The organism is Schumannella luteola, from assembly GCF_013408685.1.
Taxonomy (GTDB): Bacteria; Actinomycetota; Actinomycetes; order Actinomycetales; family Microbacteriaceae; genus Schumannella; species Schumannella luteola.
Window position 1 is genome coordinate 1,753,868 of the sequence record NZ_JACBZY010000001.1, and the last position, 13,106, is coordinate 1,766,973.

13 protein-coding genes and 1 pseudogene are annotated in these 13,106 nt (G+C 72.7%); 8 read left to right on the plus strand and 6 right to left on the minus strand.

What is annotated here, in order from left to right:
* Positions 1-67 precede the first annotated feature (67 nt).
* The 4 genes from leuC to BJ979_RS07725 are packed head-to-tail and all read left to right on the plus strand — an operon-like array spanning position 68 to position 4,377.
* A complete protein-coding gene (gene leuC, locus BJ979_RS07710; RefSeq protein ID WP_179566764.1) occupies positions 68-1,591 on the plus strand; it encodes a 3-isopropylmalate dehydratase large subunit in 1,524 nt (507 codons plus the stop codon).
* A complete protein-coding gene (gene leuD, locus BJ979_RS07715) occupies positions 1,591-2,187 on the plus strand; it encodes a 3-isopropylmalate dehydratase small subunit (protein ID WP_179566765.1) in 597 nt (198 codons plus the stop codon). Before leuC ends, leuD begins: the two co-directional genes overlap by 1 nt.
* Before the next feature lie 14 nt (positions 2,188-2,201).
* The gene (gene murA, locus BJ979_RS07720) at positions 2,202-3,581 is read left to right on the plus strand and encodes a UDP-N-acetylglucosamine 1-carboxyvinyltransferase (protein ID WP_179566766.1); all 1,380 of its coding nucleotides are present in this window, start codon (positions 2,202-2,204) and stop codon (positions 3,579-3,581) included.
* 37 nt (positions 3,582-3,618) lie between these two features.
* Positions 3,619-4,377, plus strand: coding sequence for a lysophospholipid acyltransferase family protein (locus tag BJ979_RS07725; protein ID WP_343046635.1), 759 nt, complete (start codon positions 3,619-3,621; stop codon positions 4,375-4,377).
* A gap of 11 nt (positions 4,378-4,388) precedes the next feature.
* Here the strand turns inward: BJ979_RS07725 and BJ979_RS07730 are convergent, their stop codons facing one another.
* The gene (locus BJ979_RS07730; RefSeq protein ID WP_179566768.1) at positions 4,389-5,207 is read right to left on the minus strand and encodes an EI24 domain-containing protein; all 819 of its coding nucleotides are present in this window, start codon (positions 5,205-5,207) and stop codon (positions 4,389-4,391) included.
* A 60-nt stretch (positions 5,208-5,267) separates the two neighbouring features.
* Here BJ979_RS07730 and BJ979_RS07735 point away from each other — a divergent pair.
* Positions 5,268-6,371 (plus strand): annotated as a pseudogene (locus BJ979_RS07735) (NAD(P)H-dependent glycerol-3-phosphate dehydrogenase); the annotation flags it as partial.
* Complete coding sequence (locus tag BJ979_RS07740) at positions 6,280-7,362, plus strand: D-alanine--D-alanine ligase family protein (protein WP_179566772.1); 1,083 nt, start codon at positions 6,280-6,282, stop codon at positions 7,360-7,362. The pseudogene BJ979_RS07735 and the gene BJ979_RS07740, both read left to right, overlap by 92 nt.
* A gap of 106 nt (positions 7,363-7,468) precedes the next feature.
* Here BJ979_RS07740 and BJ979_RS07745 read toward each other — a convergent pair whose 3' ends face one another.
* The gene (locus BJ979_RS07745; protein ID WP_179566774.1) at positions 7,469-7,981 is read right to left on the minus strand and encodes a DUF3515 family protein; all 513 of its coding nucleotides are present in this window, start codon (positions 7,979-7,981) and stop codon (positions 7,469-7,471) included.
* A 102-nt stretch (positions 7,982-8,083) separates the two neighbouring features.
* Here BJ979_RS07745 and BJ979_RS07750 point away from each other — a divergent pair, with 102 nt between their 5' ends.
* Positions 8,084-9,082 carry a thiamine-phosphate kinase gene (locus BJ979_RS07750; protein ID WP_179566776.1) on the plus strand — a complete coding sequence of 333 codons (999 nt, stop codon included), beginning with the start codon at positions 8,084-8,086 and terminating at the stop codon, positions 9,080-9,082.
* A gap of 55 nt (positions 9,083-9,137) precedes the next feature.
* Here the strand turns inward: BJ979_RS07750 and BJ979_RS07755 are convergent, their stop codons facing one another.
* Positions 9,138-10,337: a DnaJ domain-containing protein gene (locus BJ979_RS07755; RefSeq protein WP_179566778.1), complete on the minus strand. Its 1,200-nt coding sequence runs from the start codon at positions 10,335-10,337 to the stop codon at positions 9,138-9,140.
* Between the two features lie 48 nt (positions 10,338-10,385).
* Positions 10,386-11,372, minus strand: coding sequence for a DMT family transporter (locus BJ979_RS07760; RefSeq protein WP_179566780.1), 987 nt, complete (start codon positions 11,370-11,372; stop codon positions 10,386-10,388).
* A 71-nt stretch (positions 11,373-11,443) separates the two neighbouring features.
* Between BJ979_RS07760 and BJ979_RS07765 the strand changes: the two genes are divergently transcribed.
* Positions 11,444-12,385 (plus strand): LysR family transcriptional regulator, encoded by a 942-nt coding sequence (locus BJ979_RS07765; RefSeq protein WP_179566782.1) that lies wholly within the window; start codon positions 11,444-11,446, stop codon positions 12,383-12,385.
* Between the two features lie 35 nt (positions 12,386-12,420).
* On the opposite strand, the gene BJ979_RS07770 is transcribed toward BJ979_RS07765, so the two are convergent.
* The gene (locus BJ979_RS07770) at positions 12,421-12,777 is read right to left on the minus strand and encodes a hypothetical protein (protein WP_179566784.1); all 357 of its coding nucleotides are present in this window, start codon (positions 12,775-12,777) and stop codon (positions 12,421-12,423) included.
* Positions 12,774-13,091, minus strand: coding sequence for a thiamine-binding protein (locus BJ979_RS07775; protein WP_179566786.1), 318 nt, complete (start codon positions 13,089-13,091; stop codon positions 12,774-12,776). The genes BJ979_RS07770 and BJ979_RS07775 overlap by 4 nt, the downstream gene beginning before the upstream one ends.
* Positions 13,092-13,106: the final 15 nt, after the last annotated feature.

Below are 13,106 nucleotides of genomic sequence, written 5' to 3' on the forward strand. Positions count from 1 at the left end.
TTTCCGGCCTCCCTCGTCGCGGAGTCCGTCGCGGGCCGACACCGATCGAAGAAGGACCGACATCTCCATGAGCACCGAAACCCCCTCGGCTGAGCGCTCCGCCGCCGAGACCGCGGGCACCGCGGACCGCGGCCCCCGCACCCTCGCCGAGAAGGTCTGGGCCGACCACGTCGTCGTCGACGGCGAGAACGGCGAGCCCGACCTGATCTACATCGACCTGCACCTCGTGCACGAGGTCACCAGCCCGCAGGCCTTCGACGGCCTGCGTCAGGCCGGTCGCCAGCTGCGTCGCCCCGACCTGACCATCGCGACCGAAGACCACAACACCCCGACCCTCGCGATCGACCGGCCCATCGCCGACCCGACCAGCCGCATCCAGATCGAGACGCTGCGCAAGAACGCCGAGGAGTTCGGCGTGCGCATCCACTCGCTGGGCGACGTCGAGCAGGGCATCGTGCACGTCGTCGGCCCGCAGCTCGGCCTGACCATGCCGGGCATCACTGTCGTCTGCGGCGACTCGCACACCTCCACCCACGGCGCTTTCGGCGCGATGGCCTTCGGCATCGGCACGAGCGAGGTCGAGCACGTCATGGCCACGCAGACGCTGCCGCTCAAGCCCTTCAAGACCATGGCCATCACGGTCGAGGGCGAGCTGCGCCCCGGCGTCACCGCGAAGGACATCATCCTCGCCGTCATCGCCAAGATCGGCACCGGCGGCGGGCAGGGCTACGTGCTCGAGTACCGCGGCAGCGCGATCCGCTCGCTGTCGATGGACGGCCGCATGACGATCTGCAACATGTCGATCGAGGCGGGCGCCCGCGCCGGCATGGTCGCGCCCGACCAGACCACCTACGACTACCTCAAGGGCCGCGCCCACGCGCCCGAGGGTCAGGACTGGGACGACGCCGTCGCCTACTGGGAGACGCTGAAGACCGACGACGACGCCGTCTTCGACGCCGAGGTCTTCCTCGACGCGAACGAGCTCGAGCCCTTCGTCACCTGGGGCACCAACCCCGGCCAGGGCGTCTCGCTGAGCGAGCCCGTGCCGGATCCGGCGCAGATCGCCGAGCCGAACGCCCGCGCCGCCGCCGAGCGCGCGCTGGAGTACATGGACCTCGAGGCCGGCACCCCGATGAAGGACATCCGAGTGGATGCCGTCTTCATGGGCTCGTGCACGAACAGCCGCATCGAGGATCTGCGCGCTTTCGCGTCGATCATCCAGGGGCAGAAGAAGGCGGATGGCGTGCGCGTCATGGTCGTGCCCGGTTCGGCTCGGGTGCGCCTCGAGGCCGAGGCCGAGGGCATCGACAAGATCGTCGAGGCCTTCGGCGCCGAGTGGCGCTTCGCCGGCTGCTCGATGTGCCTGGGCATGAATCCCGACCAGCTCGCGCCGGGGGAGCGCTGCGCCTCGACCTCGAACCGCAACTTCGAGGGCCGGCAGGGCAAGGGCGGCCGCACCCACCTGGTGTCGCCGCTCGTCGCCGCGGCGACCGCCATCCGCGGCACCCTGTCGTCGCCGTGGGACCTCGCGCAGGACGGCGGCGATGCCGTCAGCCCCGTCGCCCCGAGCACCGAGGAGGTGGCGGTCTGATGGAGAAGGTCAGCGTCATCACCGGCACCGCCGTTCCGCTCAAGCGCTCGAACGTCGACACCGACCAGATCATCCCCGCCGTGTTCCTCAAGCGGGTCACCAAGACCGGCTTCGACGACGCGCTGTTCCACGGCTGGCGTCAGGACCCCGAGTTCGTGATCAACCGACCCGAGTTCCAGGGTGCGACCGTGCTCATCGCCGGCCCCGACTTCGGCACCGGCTCGAGCCGCGAGCACGCCGTCTGGGCGCTGCGCGACTTCGGCTTCCGCGCCGTCATCAGCCCGCGCTTCGCCGACATCTTCCGCGGCAACTCGGGCAAGCAGGGACTGCTGACCGGAACCGTCACCGAAGACCAGGTCGAAGCGCTCTGGGCCGCGATCGACGCGAACCCGGGCGTCGACGCGACCGTCGACCTCGCGGCGCGCACCGTCTCGGTCGGCGACGTCACCTTCCCGTTCGACATCGACGACTACACGCGCTGGCGCCTCATGGAGGGCCTCGACGACATCGCGCTCACCCTGCGCGAAGAGCAGAAGATCACCGAGTTCGAGGGCACGCGCGCCGCCTGGCGCCCGACCACCCTCCCCGCTCGCTAGGAGGACGCATCCCGTTGGCAGCTGATCAGGCGGCATCGCTCGCGAAGCACGCATCCCAGTCGGGTGAGCGCGTCGGTCTCACGGCCGACCGCATCACGGTGCACGGCGGAAAGCCCCTGCAGGGGCGCATCCGCGTGCGCGGCGCGAAGAACCTCGCCACCAAGGCGATGGTCGCGGCGCTGCTCGGCGAGACGCCGAGCGTGCTGCAGGACGTGCCCCTGATCAGCGACGTCGACATCGTCACGCGCATGCTCGAGGCCTACGGCGTCGCCGTCACGAGCCCCGACGACGGCACGCTCGTGCTCGACCCGCAGAACGTCGAGAAGGCGCACTTCGCCAAGATCGACGCGCTCGCGGGCTCGAGCCGCATCCCGATCCTGTTCTGCGGGCCGCTGCTGCACCGCCTCGGCGAGGCGCTCATCCCCGACCTCGGCGGATGCCGCATCGGCGATCGCCCGATCGACTTCCACATGGATGCCCTGCGGGCCTTCGGTGCGATCGTCGACAAGAGCTACGAGGGCATCACGATCACGGCGCCCGACGGACTGCACGGAGCGCACATCGAGCTCCCCTACCCGAGCGTCGGCGCGACCGAGCAGGTGCTGCTCACCGCGGTGCGCGCCGAGGGCGTCACCGAGCTGAAGAACGCGGCGATCGAGCCCGAGATCCTCGATCTCATCGCGATCCTGCAGAAGATGGGCGCGATCATCTGGGTCGAGCCGAACCGCACGATCTTCATCGAGGGCGTCGACCGCCTCGAGGGCTACACCCACCGCGCGATCTCCGACCGCAACGAGACCGCGAGCTGGGCCTCGGCCGCGCTCGCGACCGGCGGCGACATCTTCGTCGAGAACGCGAAGCAGCCCGAGCTGCTCACCTTCCTCAACGTGTTCCGCAAGGTCGGCGGCGCCTTCGACGTGGCCGAGGACGGCATCCGCTTCTACCACCCGGGCGGCGCCCTCAAGGCGGTGCAGGTCGAGACCGACGTGCACCCCGGGTTCATGACCGACTGGCAGCAGCCGCTCATCATCGCGCTCACCCAGGCCGAGGGCGTCTCGACCGTGCACGAGACGGTGTACGAGAACCGCTTCGGGTTCACGGATGCGCTGCTCGACATGGGCGCCGACATCGTCGTGCACCAGGACGGCCTCGAGTCGGTCACCCGCCGCGTTCCGCGCCGCCGCCTCGAGCAGGCCGCCGTCGTCACCGGACCGACGCCGCTGCACGGCGCCGACGTGCGTGTGCCCGACCTGCGCGGCGGCTTCAGCTACCTGATCGCCGCGCTCGCCGCCGACGGCACCTCGACGATCAGCAACCTCGGCCTCATCAGCCGCGGCTACGAGCACATCATCGACAAGCTCACGGCGCTCGGCGCCGACTTCGAGCTCGACTGAGCGTCGGATCGCACGTGACGGTGACGGCAGGTCTGCGGTGAGCCGCTCGACGAACGTCGACCTGCCGCGCCGCGGAGCCGACTGGGACCGCGGCTGGCGGGCGTTCGCCTTCTTCGTGCTGCCGCTCGCCTCGCGGGTGCTGCGCCTGCACATCCGCGACGAGCAGAACCTGCCGCAGGTCGGCGCCTTCGTCGTCGCGGCGAACCACTACACGACGGTCGACCCGATCGCGGTCGGCCTGGCGGTGGCGCGGATGGGGCGTGCCCCGCATTTCCTGCTCAAGGCCTCGCTGCTGCGCATCCCCGTCTTCGGGCGCATCCTGCGCGGCATCGGGATGATCCCCGTCGAGCGCGCGGCGCGCGGCGGCGGCGACCCGCTCGGGCAGGCCGCCGAGCTGTTCGCGCGCGGTGGCGGTGTCGTCGTCTACCCCGAGGGCACCCTCACCCGCGACCCGGAGCTGTGGCCGATGCGCGGCAAGACCGGAGCCGTGCGGGCGGCGCTCGGCGCCGGCATCCCGCTCGTGCCGGTCGCGCACTGGGGTGCGCAGAAGGTGCTGCCGCCCTACGGCGGCAAGCTGAAGATCGTGCCGCGGCAGGTCGTCGAGATCGTCGTCGGCGAGCCGCTCGACCTCTCACCCTGGGCCGGGATGCCGGTGACCGGGCGTGTCGCCGACGAGGTCACCACGCTGCTGATGAACCGCATCGCCGAGCTGCAGGGCGAGCTGCGCGGCGAGACCCCGCCCGTGGAGCGCTGGGATCCGGCGCAGCACGGCCAGAGCGAGTTCGGGCGGCCGTAGGCGGCGCGACGTCAGCGTCGGCTCGATCCTGACACCGGCTCCGGAGTCTCCGCGGCGCGGGCCAGGGCCGTGCGGGCGAGCAGCGTCGCACCGGACACGGCGGCCGGCACCGTCACGATCGCGCCGAGCGGCACCAGGAAGAGCAGCTGCGTCGCGACGCCGAATCCGAGCTGCTCGGCGCGCGAGCCGCGCAGCACCGCACGGCTCTCACGGCGGCCGATGCCGCGCGCCTCGAGCGGGCGGGCCACGAGCTCCGCGGCGAGGATGCGGCCCGACAGCACCGTGCCGACCACCGGCCCGAGCACGCCGCCGACGACCGGGATGAGACCGAGCAGGAAGACGAGCGCGCCGACCCCGATGGCCGCCAGCACGAGCAGCAGCGCATCCCGCAGCGCCCGCCCGAAGCCCAGACCCGCGCCGTGCGGAGCATCGCCGAGCAGCGTCTCCGTCTCGCGCCAGATGCGCTCGTAGAAGGGATCGCCGACGGCGAGCGTGAGACCGGTGAAGGCGAGGACGCCGAGCGCCACGAGGCCGACGAAGGCGACCGCCGCGAGGGCCGTGCGCAGCGCGGCGGCCCAGCCCGCATCCCAGTCGTCGGCGAGGGGCGTCGCCCAGGTCGCGAGCGGGCCGAGCCCGAACGCCGCCGCGACGAGCATCGCGACGCCGGCCGTGAAGACGATGAGCGGCGGCACCATGCCGAGCAGCATGAGCGCCGGGCGGGTGCGCCAGAGCGCGAAGCCGCGCAGCACCAGCCCCGCGCCGCCGAGGAAGCGCCGGGCGGCGGAGGCGCCGGCGCGGGCCGAGGCGCGGGCGGCGGGGCGGGCATCCATCGCGCCCACCCTAGGCGGGCCTGCGGGGCGCGCTGATGCTCATGCGGCAGACTGGGCGGAATGCGACAGGTAGCTGTTCTCGGAGCGGGATCGTGGGGAACCACCTTCGCCAAGGTGCTGGCCGACGGCGGATCCGAGGTGAACCTCTGGGCACGCCGCCCCGAGCTGGCGCGCGAGATCAGCCAGTCGCGGCGCAACAGCGACTACCTGCGCGGCATCAACCTGCCGCGTCGTCTCTGGGCGAGCTCGAACCTGCACGACGTGCTCGACGACGCCGAGCAGGTCTACCTGTCGGTGCCGAGCCAGTCGCTGCGCGAGAACCTGCGCATCGTGCGCGACCTCATCCCCGCCGACGTGCCCGTCGTCTCGCTCATGAAGGGCGTCGAGAAGGGCACCCGCTACCGCATGAGCGAGGTGATCCAGCAGGAGCTCGGATGCGATCCGGGCCGCATCGCGGTCGTATCGGGCCCGAACCTGGCGCTCGAGATCGCGAAGGAGCAGCCCACCGCATCCGTCGTGGCCTCCGAGAACCCCGACACGGCGGCCGCGGTCGCGACGGCGGCGACGAACAGCTACTTCCGTTGCTTCATCAACAACGACGTGATCGGCACCGAGTTCGGCGGCGTGCTGAAGAACCTCATCGCGGTCGCCATCGGCATCGTCGACGGGGTCGGCTACGGCGAGAACACGAAGGCGTCGATCATCACGCGCGGTCTGGTCGAGATGACCGACTTCGCGGTGGCGCACGGCGCCCGCCCCGAGACCCTGAGCGGGCTCGCCGGCCTGGGCGACCTCATCGCGACCTGCGAGTCGCCCCTCTCGCGCAACAACACCGCCGGGCGCCTGCTCGGCCAGGGCTACGCCTTCGCCGACGTGGTGAAGCAGATGAACCAGACGGCCGAGGGCCTGTCGTCGGTGGGTCCGGTGCTGGAACTCGCCGCCGCGCACGGCGTCGAGATGCCCATCGTGGCGCAGGTCGCCGAGGTGCTCGCGGGCACGCTCGACCCGCGCGACATCGCCCCGCACCTGACGACCGACGACAGCCCCGAGCCGCCGACGGAAGAGTGAGCAGATGACCACCCGAATCGCCCTGATCTTCGGCGGACGCTCGAGCGAGCATCAGATCAGCTGCGCCACCGCCGGCGGCGTGCTCGGCGCGATCGACCGCGACGCCTACGAGGTGGTGCCGATCGGCATCACCCGCGACGGCGCCTGGACGCTGCAGCCGGACGACGCCTCCCGCTTCCGCCTCGCCGACCTGCCCGAGGTCGCCGACGACGGCTCGCGCGTGCACCTGCCGGCATCGGCATCCACCCGCGAGTGGACCGTCACCCGGCCCGACGGCACGATCGAGTCGCTCGGCGAGATCGACGTCGCCTTCCCGCTGCTGCACGGCCCCTTCGGCGAGGACGGCACTCTGCAGGGCGCCCTCGAGCTCGTCGGCGTGCCCTATGTCGGCAACGGCGTGCTCGCCTCGGCGCTGGGCATGGACAAGCACTTCACCAAGACGGTGCTGCAGGGGGCCGGCGTCGAGGTGGCTCCGTGGGTGACCGTGACGCAGGCCGAGTGGGCGCGCGACCGCGAGCTGTGGGAGCGGCGGATGCACGGTCTCGCCCTGCCCGCCTTCGTGAAGCCCGCCCGCGCCGGCTCCTCGGTCGGCGTCAGCCGGGTGACCGACTGGGCCGAGCTGGATGCGGCGCTCGAGACCGCCTTCCGCGAAGACAGCCGCGTGCTCGTCGAGTCGGGCATCGTCGGCCGTGAGCTCGAGTGCGCCGTGCTGTCGGGCCGCGACGGCGGACCGACCCGGGTGAGCGTCGCCGGCGAGATCGTCATCACCGGCCGCGAGTTCTACGACTTCGAGGCGAAGTACCTGGATGCGCCCGGCATCGACCTGGTCTGCCCGGCCGAGCTGGGCGAGCAGGAGCTGGCTGAGATGCAGCGCATCGCCGCGCGGGCCTTCGACGCGATCGGCGGCTCGGGCCTCGCGCGCGTGGACTTCTTCTTCACCGGCACCGAGTTCGTCATCAACGAGATCAACACGATGCCCGGATTCACGCCGATCTCGATGTTCCCCGCCTGCTGGCAGGCGACCGGGCTCAGCTATCCCGAGCTGATCACCGAGCTCATCGAGCTGGGGCGCACCGCGGTCCGCTGACGGCGCTCCGCGCCCCGTCCTTCTCCGCGAAAGTACGCGCTTTGCGCGTCCGTCGGCGGCTCGAGGGGCGCAGACTGCGTACTCTCACGGCGACCCGGGTGGCGCGTCAGCCGTCGGTCTTGTCGACGCCGAGGGAGTCCTCGACGTCCTGGCAGCTGAGGCCGTTCTTCTTCGTCTCGGAGACGGCATCCGCCAGGTCGTAGAGCACCTGGCCGGGGGCGACGCGACCCGAGGCCTTCGTCTGGTCGGAGCGGATCGCGACGTCGATCGCAGGCTCGCGGCCGAAGCTCGTGAAGATGTAGAGCGGCGCCTGCGAGTCGTCACGCAGCCACAGCACGTTCTTCGTCTGCACGCACGGCAGCTCGGAGGCGGCGGGCACCTTGACGCCGCAGGTCAGCAGCACATCCGCCGGGTCGCCGTAGGCGGCGGTCGCCTGGGCGTTCGTCTCGCGCTTCGCGAGGCCCTGGGTCGTCTCGGGCAGCCGTACGATCACCTCGGCGCAGCCGGGGTCGTTCGCGTCGGCCGCGGCCGTCGTCGCGACGATGGGGGAGCAGCCGGCGAGGGCGGCGGTGAGGGATGCCGCGAGCAGCAGAAGGGCCGCGACGGGTCGGGTGCGCATCGGGTCGAGAATATCGCGCAGCGGCTGTGCGCTTCCCCGCGCCGACCGCCGTGGCCCGGCCGCTCGGGCCGAGCCGCGCATCCCGCCCGCTACCGTGGTCGGGTGACTGCTGAGCCGGCCGAGACCCTGCGCGACATCGGCGAGACGGCCGTGCTGCAGCGCATCTTCCCGCGGCTGCCGCACGCGGATGCGGCGCTCGTCGGACCCGGTGACGACGCGGCCGTGGTCGCGGCACCCGACGCCCGCATCGTCATCACGACCGACACGATGGTGCACGGCCCCGACTTCCGCACCGCGTGGTCGACGCCCTACGACCTCGGCTGGAAGGCCGCCGCGACGAATCTCGCCGACGTAGCCGCGATGGGGGCGACCCCGACCGCCCTGGTCGTCGCCCTGACGATCCCGGCCGACACCCCGGTCGCCGACCTCGAGGCCTTCGCCGACGGGATGCGCGAGGCCTGCGCCGCGCTCGCCCGCGGCTGCGGCGTGGTCGGCGGCGACCTCGGCGTCTCGCCGACCTTCACCATCGCGGTGACGGCGATCGGCGACCTCGTCGGCGGGGATCCGGTGCTGCGGTCGGGGGCGCGCCCGGGCGACGTCGTCGCGGTCGCCGGTCAGCTCGGCCTCGCCGCGAAGGGTCTGGCGCTGCTCTTCGCTCGCGGCGTCGACAAGGAGGGCGTGCCCGAGGCGCGACGCGCCCGCAACCTGCGCAGCCGCTTCCCGGCGGAGGTCTCGGCTCAGCTCGCCCCGCGTCCGCCCATCTACGCCGGTCCCGTCGCAGCCCTGTCGGGGGCGACCGCGATGCTCGACGTCAGCGACGGCCTGCTGCTGGATGCGCGGCGCATCGCCCAGGCCTCGGGCGTCACGATCGATCTCGCGACCGAGGGCACCGGCGTCGCCGAGGTGCTGCACGGCGGCGAGGATCACGCCCTGCTCGCCTGCTTTCCCGGCTCTGCCGATGTGCCGCCGCCGTTCCGGGTGATCGGCCGCGTGCTCTCGGTCGCCGAGGGAGCCGACCCCGGCGTCACCGTCGACGGAGCCCCCGCCCAGGAGCGCGGCGGATGGGATCCCTACGCCGAGTGGGCGGGCGGCGCCGGCTGAACTGACCGCTCACGGGCGGGGTCGACCGAGAGCGCGGGCGCCGCGTCGATGCAGGTCAGACGCAGTCGAGCCGCTCGACCTGGGCGAAGTCGGGGCTGCCCGGCCAGCGCTGCACGACGAGGCGCCCGCTGGCGTGGTCGGCGAGCCCCTCGACCTCGTACTTGCGGTGCTGAGTGGGCACCGTGTCGGAGGCGTCGCCGAAGGCGACGGTCGCGACCATCGTGCCGTCGGTGCACTGGGCGAGGCTCGAGATCGCCCACGCCCAGCACTGACCGGCCACCGAGCAGTCGTCGGTCGTGCTCGTGTCGGCCGGCGTCGACTCGAAGGCGAGGCTGGCGGCGCTCGCGTCGTCGCTCGGCTTCTGCGGGATCGCGGCCGGGAAGGTCACCGGCGTCGGGTCGGAGTGGAACAGCTGCGGGTTCACGCCGACCAGCACGCCGACGACGATGCCGATCGCGGCGATCGCCGCGCCGAGCAGGATCGTGAGCCGCTCGCGGCGACGTCGGTGGCGAATCCGCTGGGCTCGGATCTCGCCTGTCGAGAGCTTCTCGTCGGCGTTCGGCACCCAGCTGCTCACGGCCGGGGCGGCGTGATCCCACTCGGGGTCGTCGGCCGACGTCGCTGCCCGGGATGCGTCGGAGTGGATGTCGGCGCCGGCGGCCTCGGTCGTCGCGGCCGGCGGCATCCAGTAGCTCTCGCCCGTCGGACGCACCGGCTCGGCCGCCGCGTCGGGCAGCGGGCTCAGCTCGACCTCCTCGCGCTCGTCGACCGGCGGGGGCGGCGCCCAGCGCGCGGGGTCGGAGGCGAGGTCGGCGAGGGTCGCGGTCGGGTCGTCGGGCAGGTCGCTCAGATCGACGTCGGCGCGGGCCTCGTCGGGCTCGGCCGGGGCGAAGCGGCTGCGCGGTGCCGGGCTGTGCGATGCGCGGGGGCGCGACGGGGCTCCGAGATCGTCGGCGGGGTCGGCGAAGGGGCGGCCGTCGGCGCTGCCGCCGCCGCTCCGGCCGGCGCTCGCCGCCGCGTAGGGACCGCTGAGGATCGCGAAGGCGGGGCGCGACAGCTCGTCGCGCAGCAGGTCGCGGGCGGCCTGGGCGCGGTTGAAGCGCTCGCTGGCGTCGCGCACCTCGTCGGGGTGGGCGTCAGCGGTCAGCAGGTCGGGATGCGTCGCGCGGGCGACCTTGCGGAAGGCGCGCTCGATCTCCTCGAGGGCCGCTCCCGGCGCCACCCCGAGAACATCCTCCGCCTCGTCCGGCGTCACGCGTCCCCTCGCACCTGGGAAGGCTAAGCGGGGTGGACCGGCCGTGTCTCACCCCAGATCGGGAGGGATCGCGGCTGGGGCGTCGTGGTGCACGCGGGCGGCGTCGCTCGCCTCCGCCGGGTCCGCGACAGCGTGCCGCTCCCGCCAGGCTCGCTCCGCGCGCCGCCCCCAGGCGGTCGCGGCGATGAGGATCGCGGCGCCGAGCAGTCCGACCGGGCCGATCCGCTCGCCGGCGAGCACGACCGCGATGCCGAGCGCCCAGACCGGCTCGGTGGCGAGCAGCATCCCCGCCCGTGACGCCGAGGTGCGTCGGGTCGTCCAGAGCTGGCCGAGGAAGGCGCCGATCGTGCATCCGCCGATCAGGTACGCGATGACCGCCCACTGCGCCGGGCCGAAACCGCCCGCAGCGGAGAGCAGCGGGCCGGCGCCGACAGCGGCGAAGATGACGGCGCCGACGGTCAGCTCGATCGTCGTGAGCGCGATCACGTCGGTGCCGGGCCGCCGGGCCGTCTGCGCCTCGGCGACTCCGAGGGCGGCGCGGGTGACGGCCGCCGTGAGCAGCAGCGCGTCGCCGAGGTTCGGGGGAGTGATCCCGTTGCCGCCGACGAGCAGCGCGACGCCGATGAGCGCGAGCAGGATGCTGCCGAGCAGCGAGCGCGAGATGCGTCGGCGGCGCACGACCGACTCGATGAGCGGGGTGAACAGCACCGAGAGGCCGATGATCAGCCCGGCGTTCGCGGCGCTCGTCAGGGTGACGCCGACGGTCTCGAGCGCGATCGTCGCGGTGCGCAGCGTGCCGAGGGCGAGTCCGGGCCGCAGCGAGGCGCGCAGGCCCCGCCCCCGACGGGCGGCGCACAGCGCCAGCATGAGCATCGCGGCGGGCACGAAGCGGGCACACATGACGGCCGCCGCCGTCGAGGCTCCGGCGAGATCCTTCGAGGCCAGATAGCTGCCGCCCCAGACGACGGCGATCGCGATCAGCACCAGGTCGGGAGCCTGGCTGCGCAGCGCCGATCCGAGACGGGAGGAGGTCATGGGTCGAGCCTGGCCAGCGACTCCCTGAAGAACAACGGTCTCTGTGGTCAGGTACGAGTAAGTTCTGCTTCATGGATCCCGTGCACCTGCGCACGCTGCGCGAACTGCGCGATCGCGGCTCGGTCACGGCCGTGGCGCAGGCGATGCACCTGTCGGCCTCGGCGGTGTCGCAGCAGCTCGCGGCGCTGCAGCGGGCCGTCGGCGATGTGCCGCTCACCCGCCAGCAGGGGCGCGTGCTGGTGCTGACGCCGGCCGGTCACCGGCTGGCAGATGCAGCCGGCGACGTGCTCGGCGCCCTCGCCCGCGCGCGCGAGACGGTGCAGGAGTACCTCAGCGAGCCCGCCGCGACCGTGAGCGTGACCGCGTTCCACAGCGTCGGGCTCGCCTGGTTCCCGCAGCTGATCGCCGCGACCCTCGCCGCCGCCGAGTCCGACCCCGCCGCGCCGACGGTGCACTGCCGCGACGAGGACGTGTCGATCGACGAGTTCCCGGACCTCGTCGCCGACCACGACATCGTGATCGCCCACCGCCCGCTCGCGTCCTCGCCGTGGCCGGAACGGCGCGTCACGGCCACGCCGCTGCTCATCGAGCCGATCGACCTCGCGCTCGCGGCGGATCATCCGCTCGCCCGCCTGGACCGCATCCAGCTCGCCGACCTGGCGGATGCGACGTGGCTCGCCGCCCACGAGGGCTTCGCGCTCGAACCGCTGCTGGTGCAGGCGCACGCGGCGACGACCGGTCGCCCGATCGAGATCGCCCACCGCGTCAACGAGTTCAACGTCGCCGCCGGCATCATCGCCTCGACCTCGGTGATCGGACTGCTGCCGCGCCACACCGGCCTGCCCGACGCCTACCGCGACCGGGTCGTGCTGCGCCCGATCGCCGACCTCACCCTCGGACGCCACGTGGATGCGCTCACCCGCCCCGAGTCGGCTGCGCGCCGCAGCGTGCAGACGGTCATCGAGCGGCTGAAGTCGATCGCGGCGGCGACGGAGGACGCAGGCCGGGACTGAGTGAGACCGAAACAGATCGTCGCGTCAGTCGTCGGTCAGTGGCTGGCCGCGACGGCCGCGGCGACGGAGACGAGCACCGGAACCGCCGCGAGTGCCAGCGCGAGAACTCCGGCCCGCCGCGCACCGCGGACGGTGAGGGCATAGATCCCGGCGGGGAGCGAGAGCGCGGCCGCGAACATCCACGACATGAGCACGAAAGTGCCCGGGATCAGCCCGAGACCCCCGCAGTACACCTCGCAGTCGGGCTGCGCCTGCACCTGGTAGATCGTGTCGATCACTGTCACCGCGCCGAGCGCGAACGCGATCACACCGATGATCAGCGCGATCCGAGCAACCACCCGGACGTGACCACGCTCTGCTTCTGCGGAATCGCGTGCGGGCTCGCCAGTCACTTCTGCTCGTCGATCGCGGCCTCGAGGCGCTCCAGCTTGCCGTCGAGTTCGCCCGTGTGGCCGGGGCGGATGTCGGCCTTGAGCACGAGCGAGACCCGGGTGCCGTAGGCGGCGACGGCCTCGGTGGCGCGCTTCACGACATCCATCACCTCATCCCACTCGCCCTCGATCTCGGTGAACATCGAGCTCGTGCGGTTCGGCAGACCCGAGTCGCGCACGACGCGCACGGCGGCCGCGACGGCGTCGTGCACCGAGGCGCTGTCGCCGGTGCCGGCGGGGCCGCCGCTCGGGGCGACGGAGAAGGCGACGATCATGGGGGCTCCTTCGGC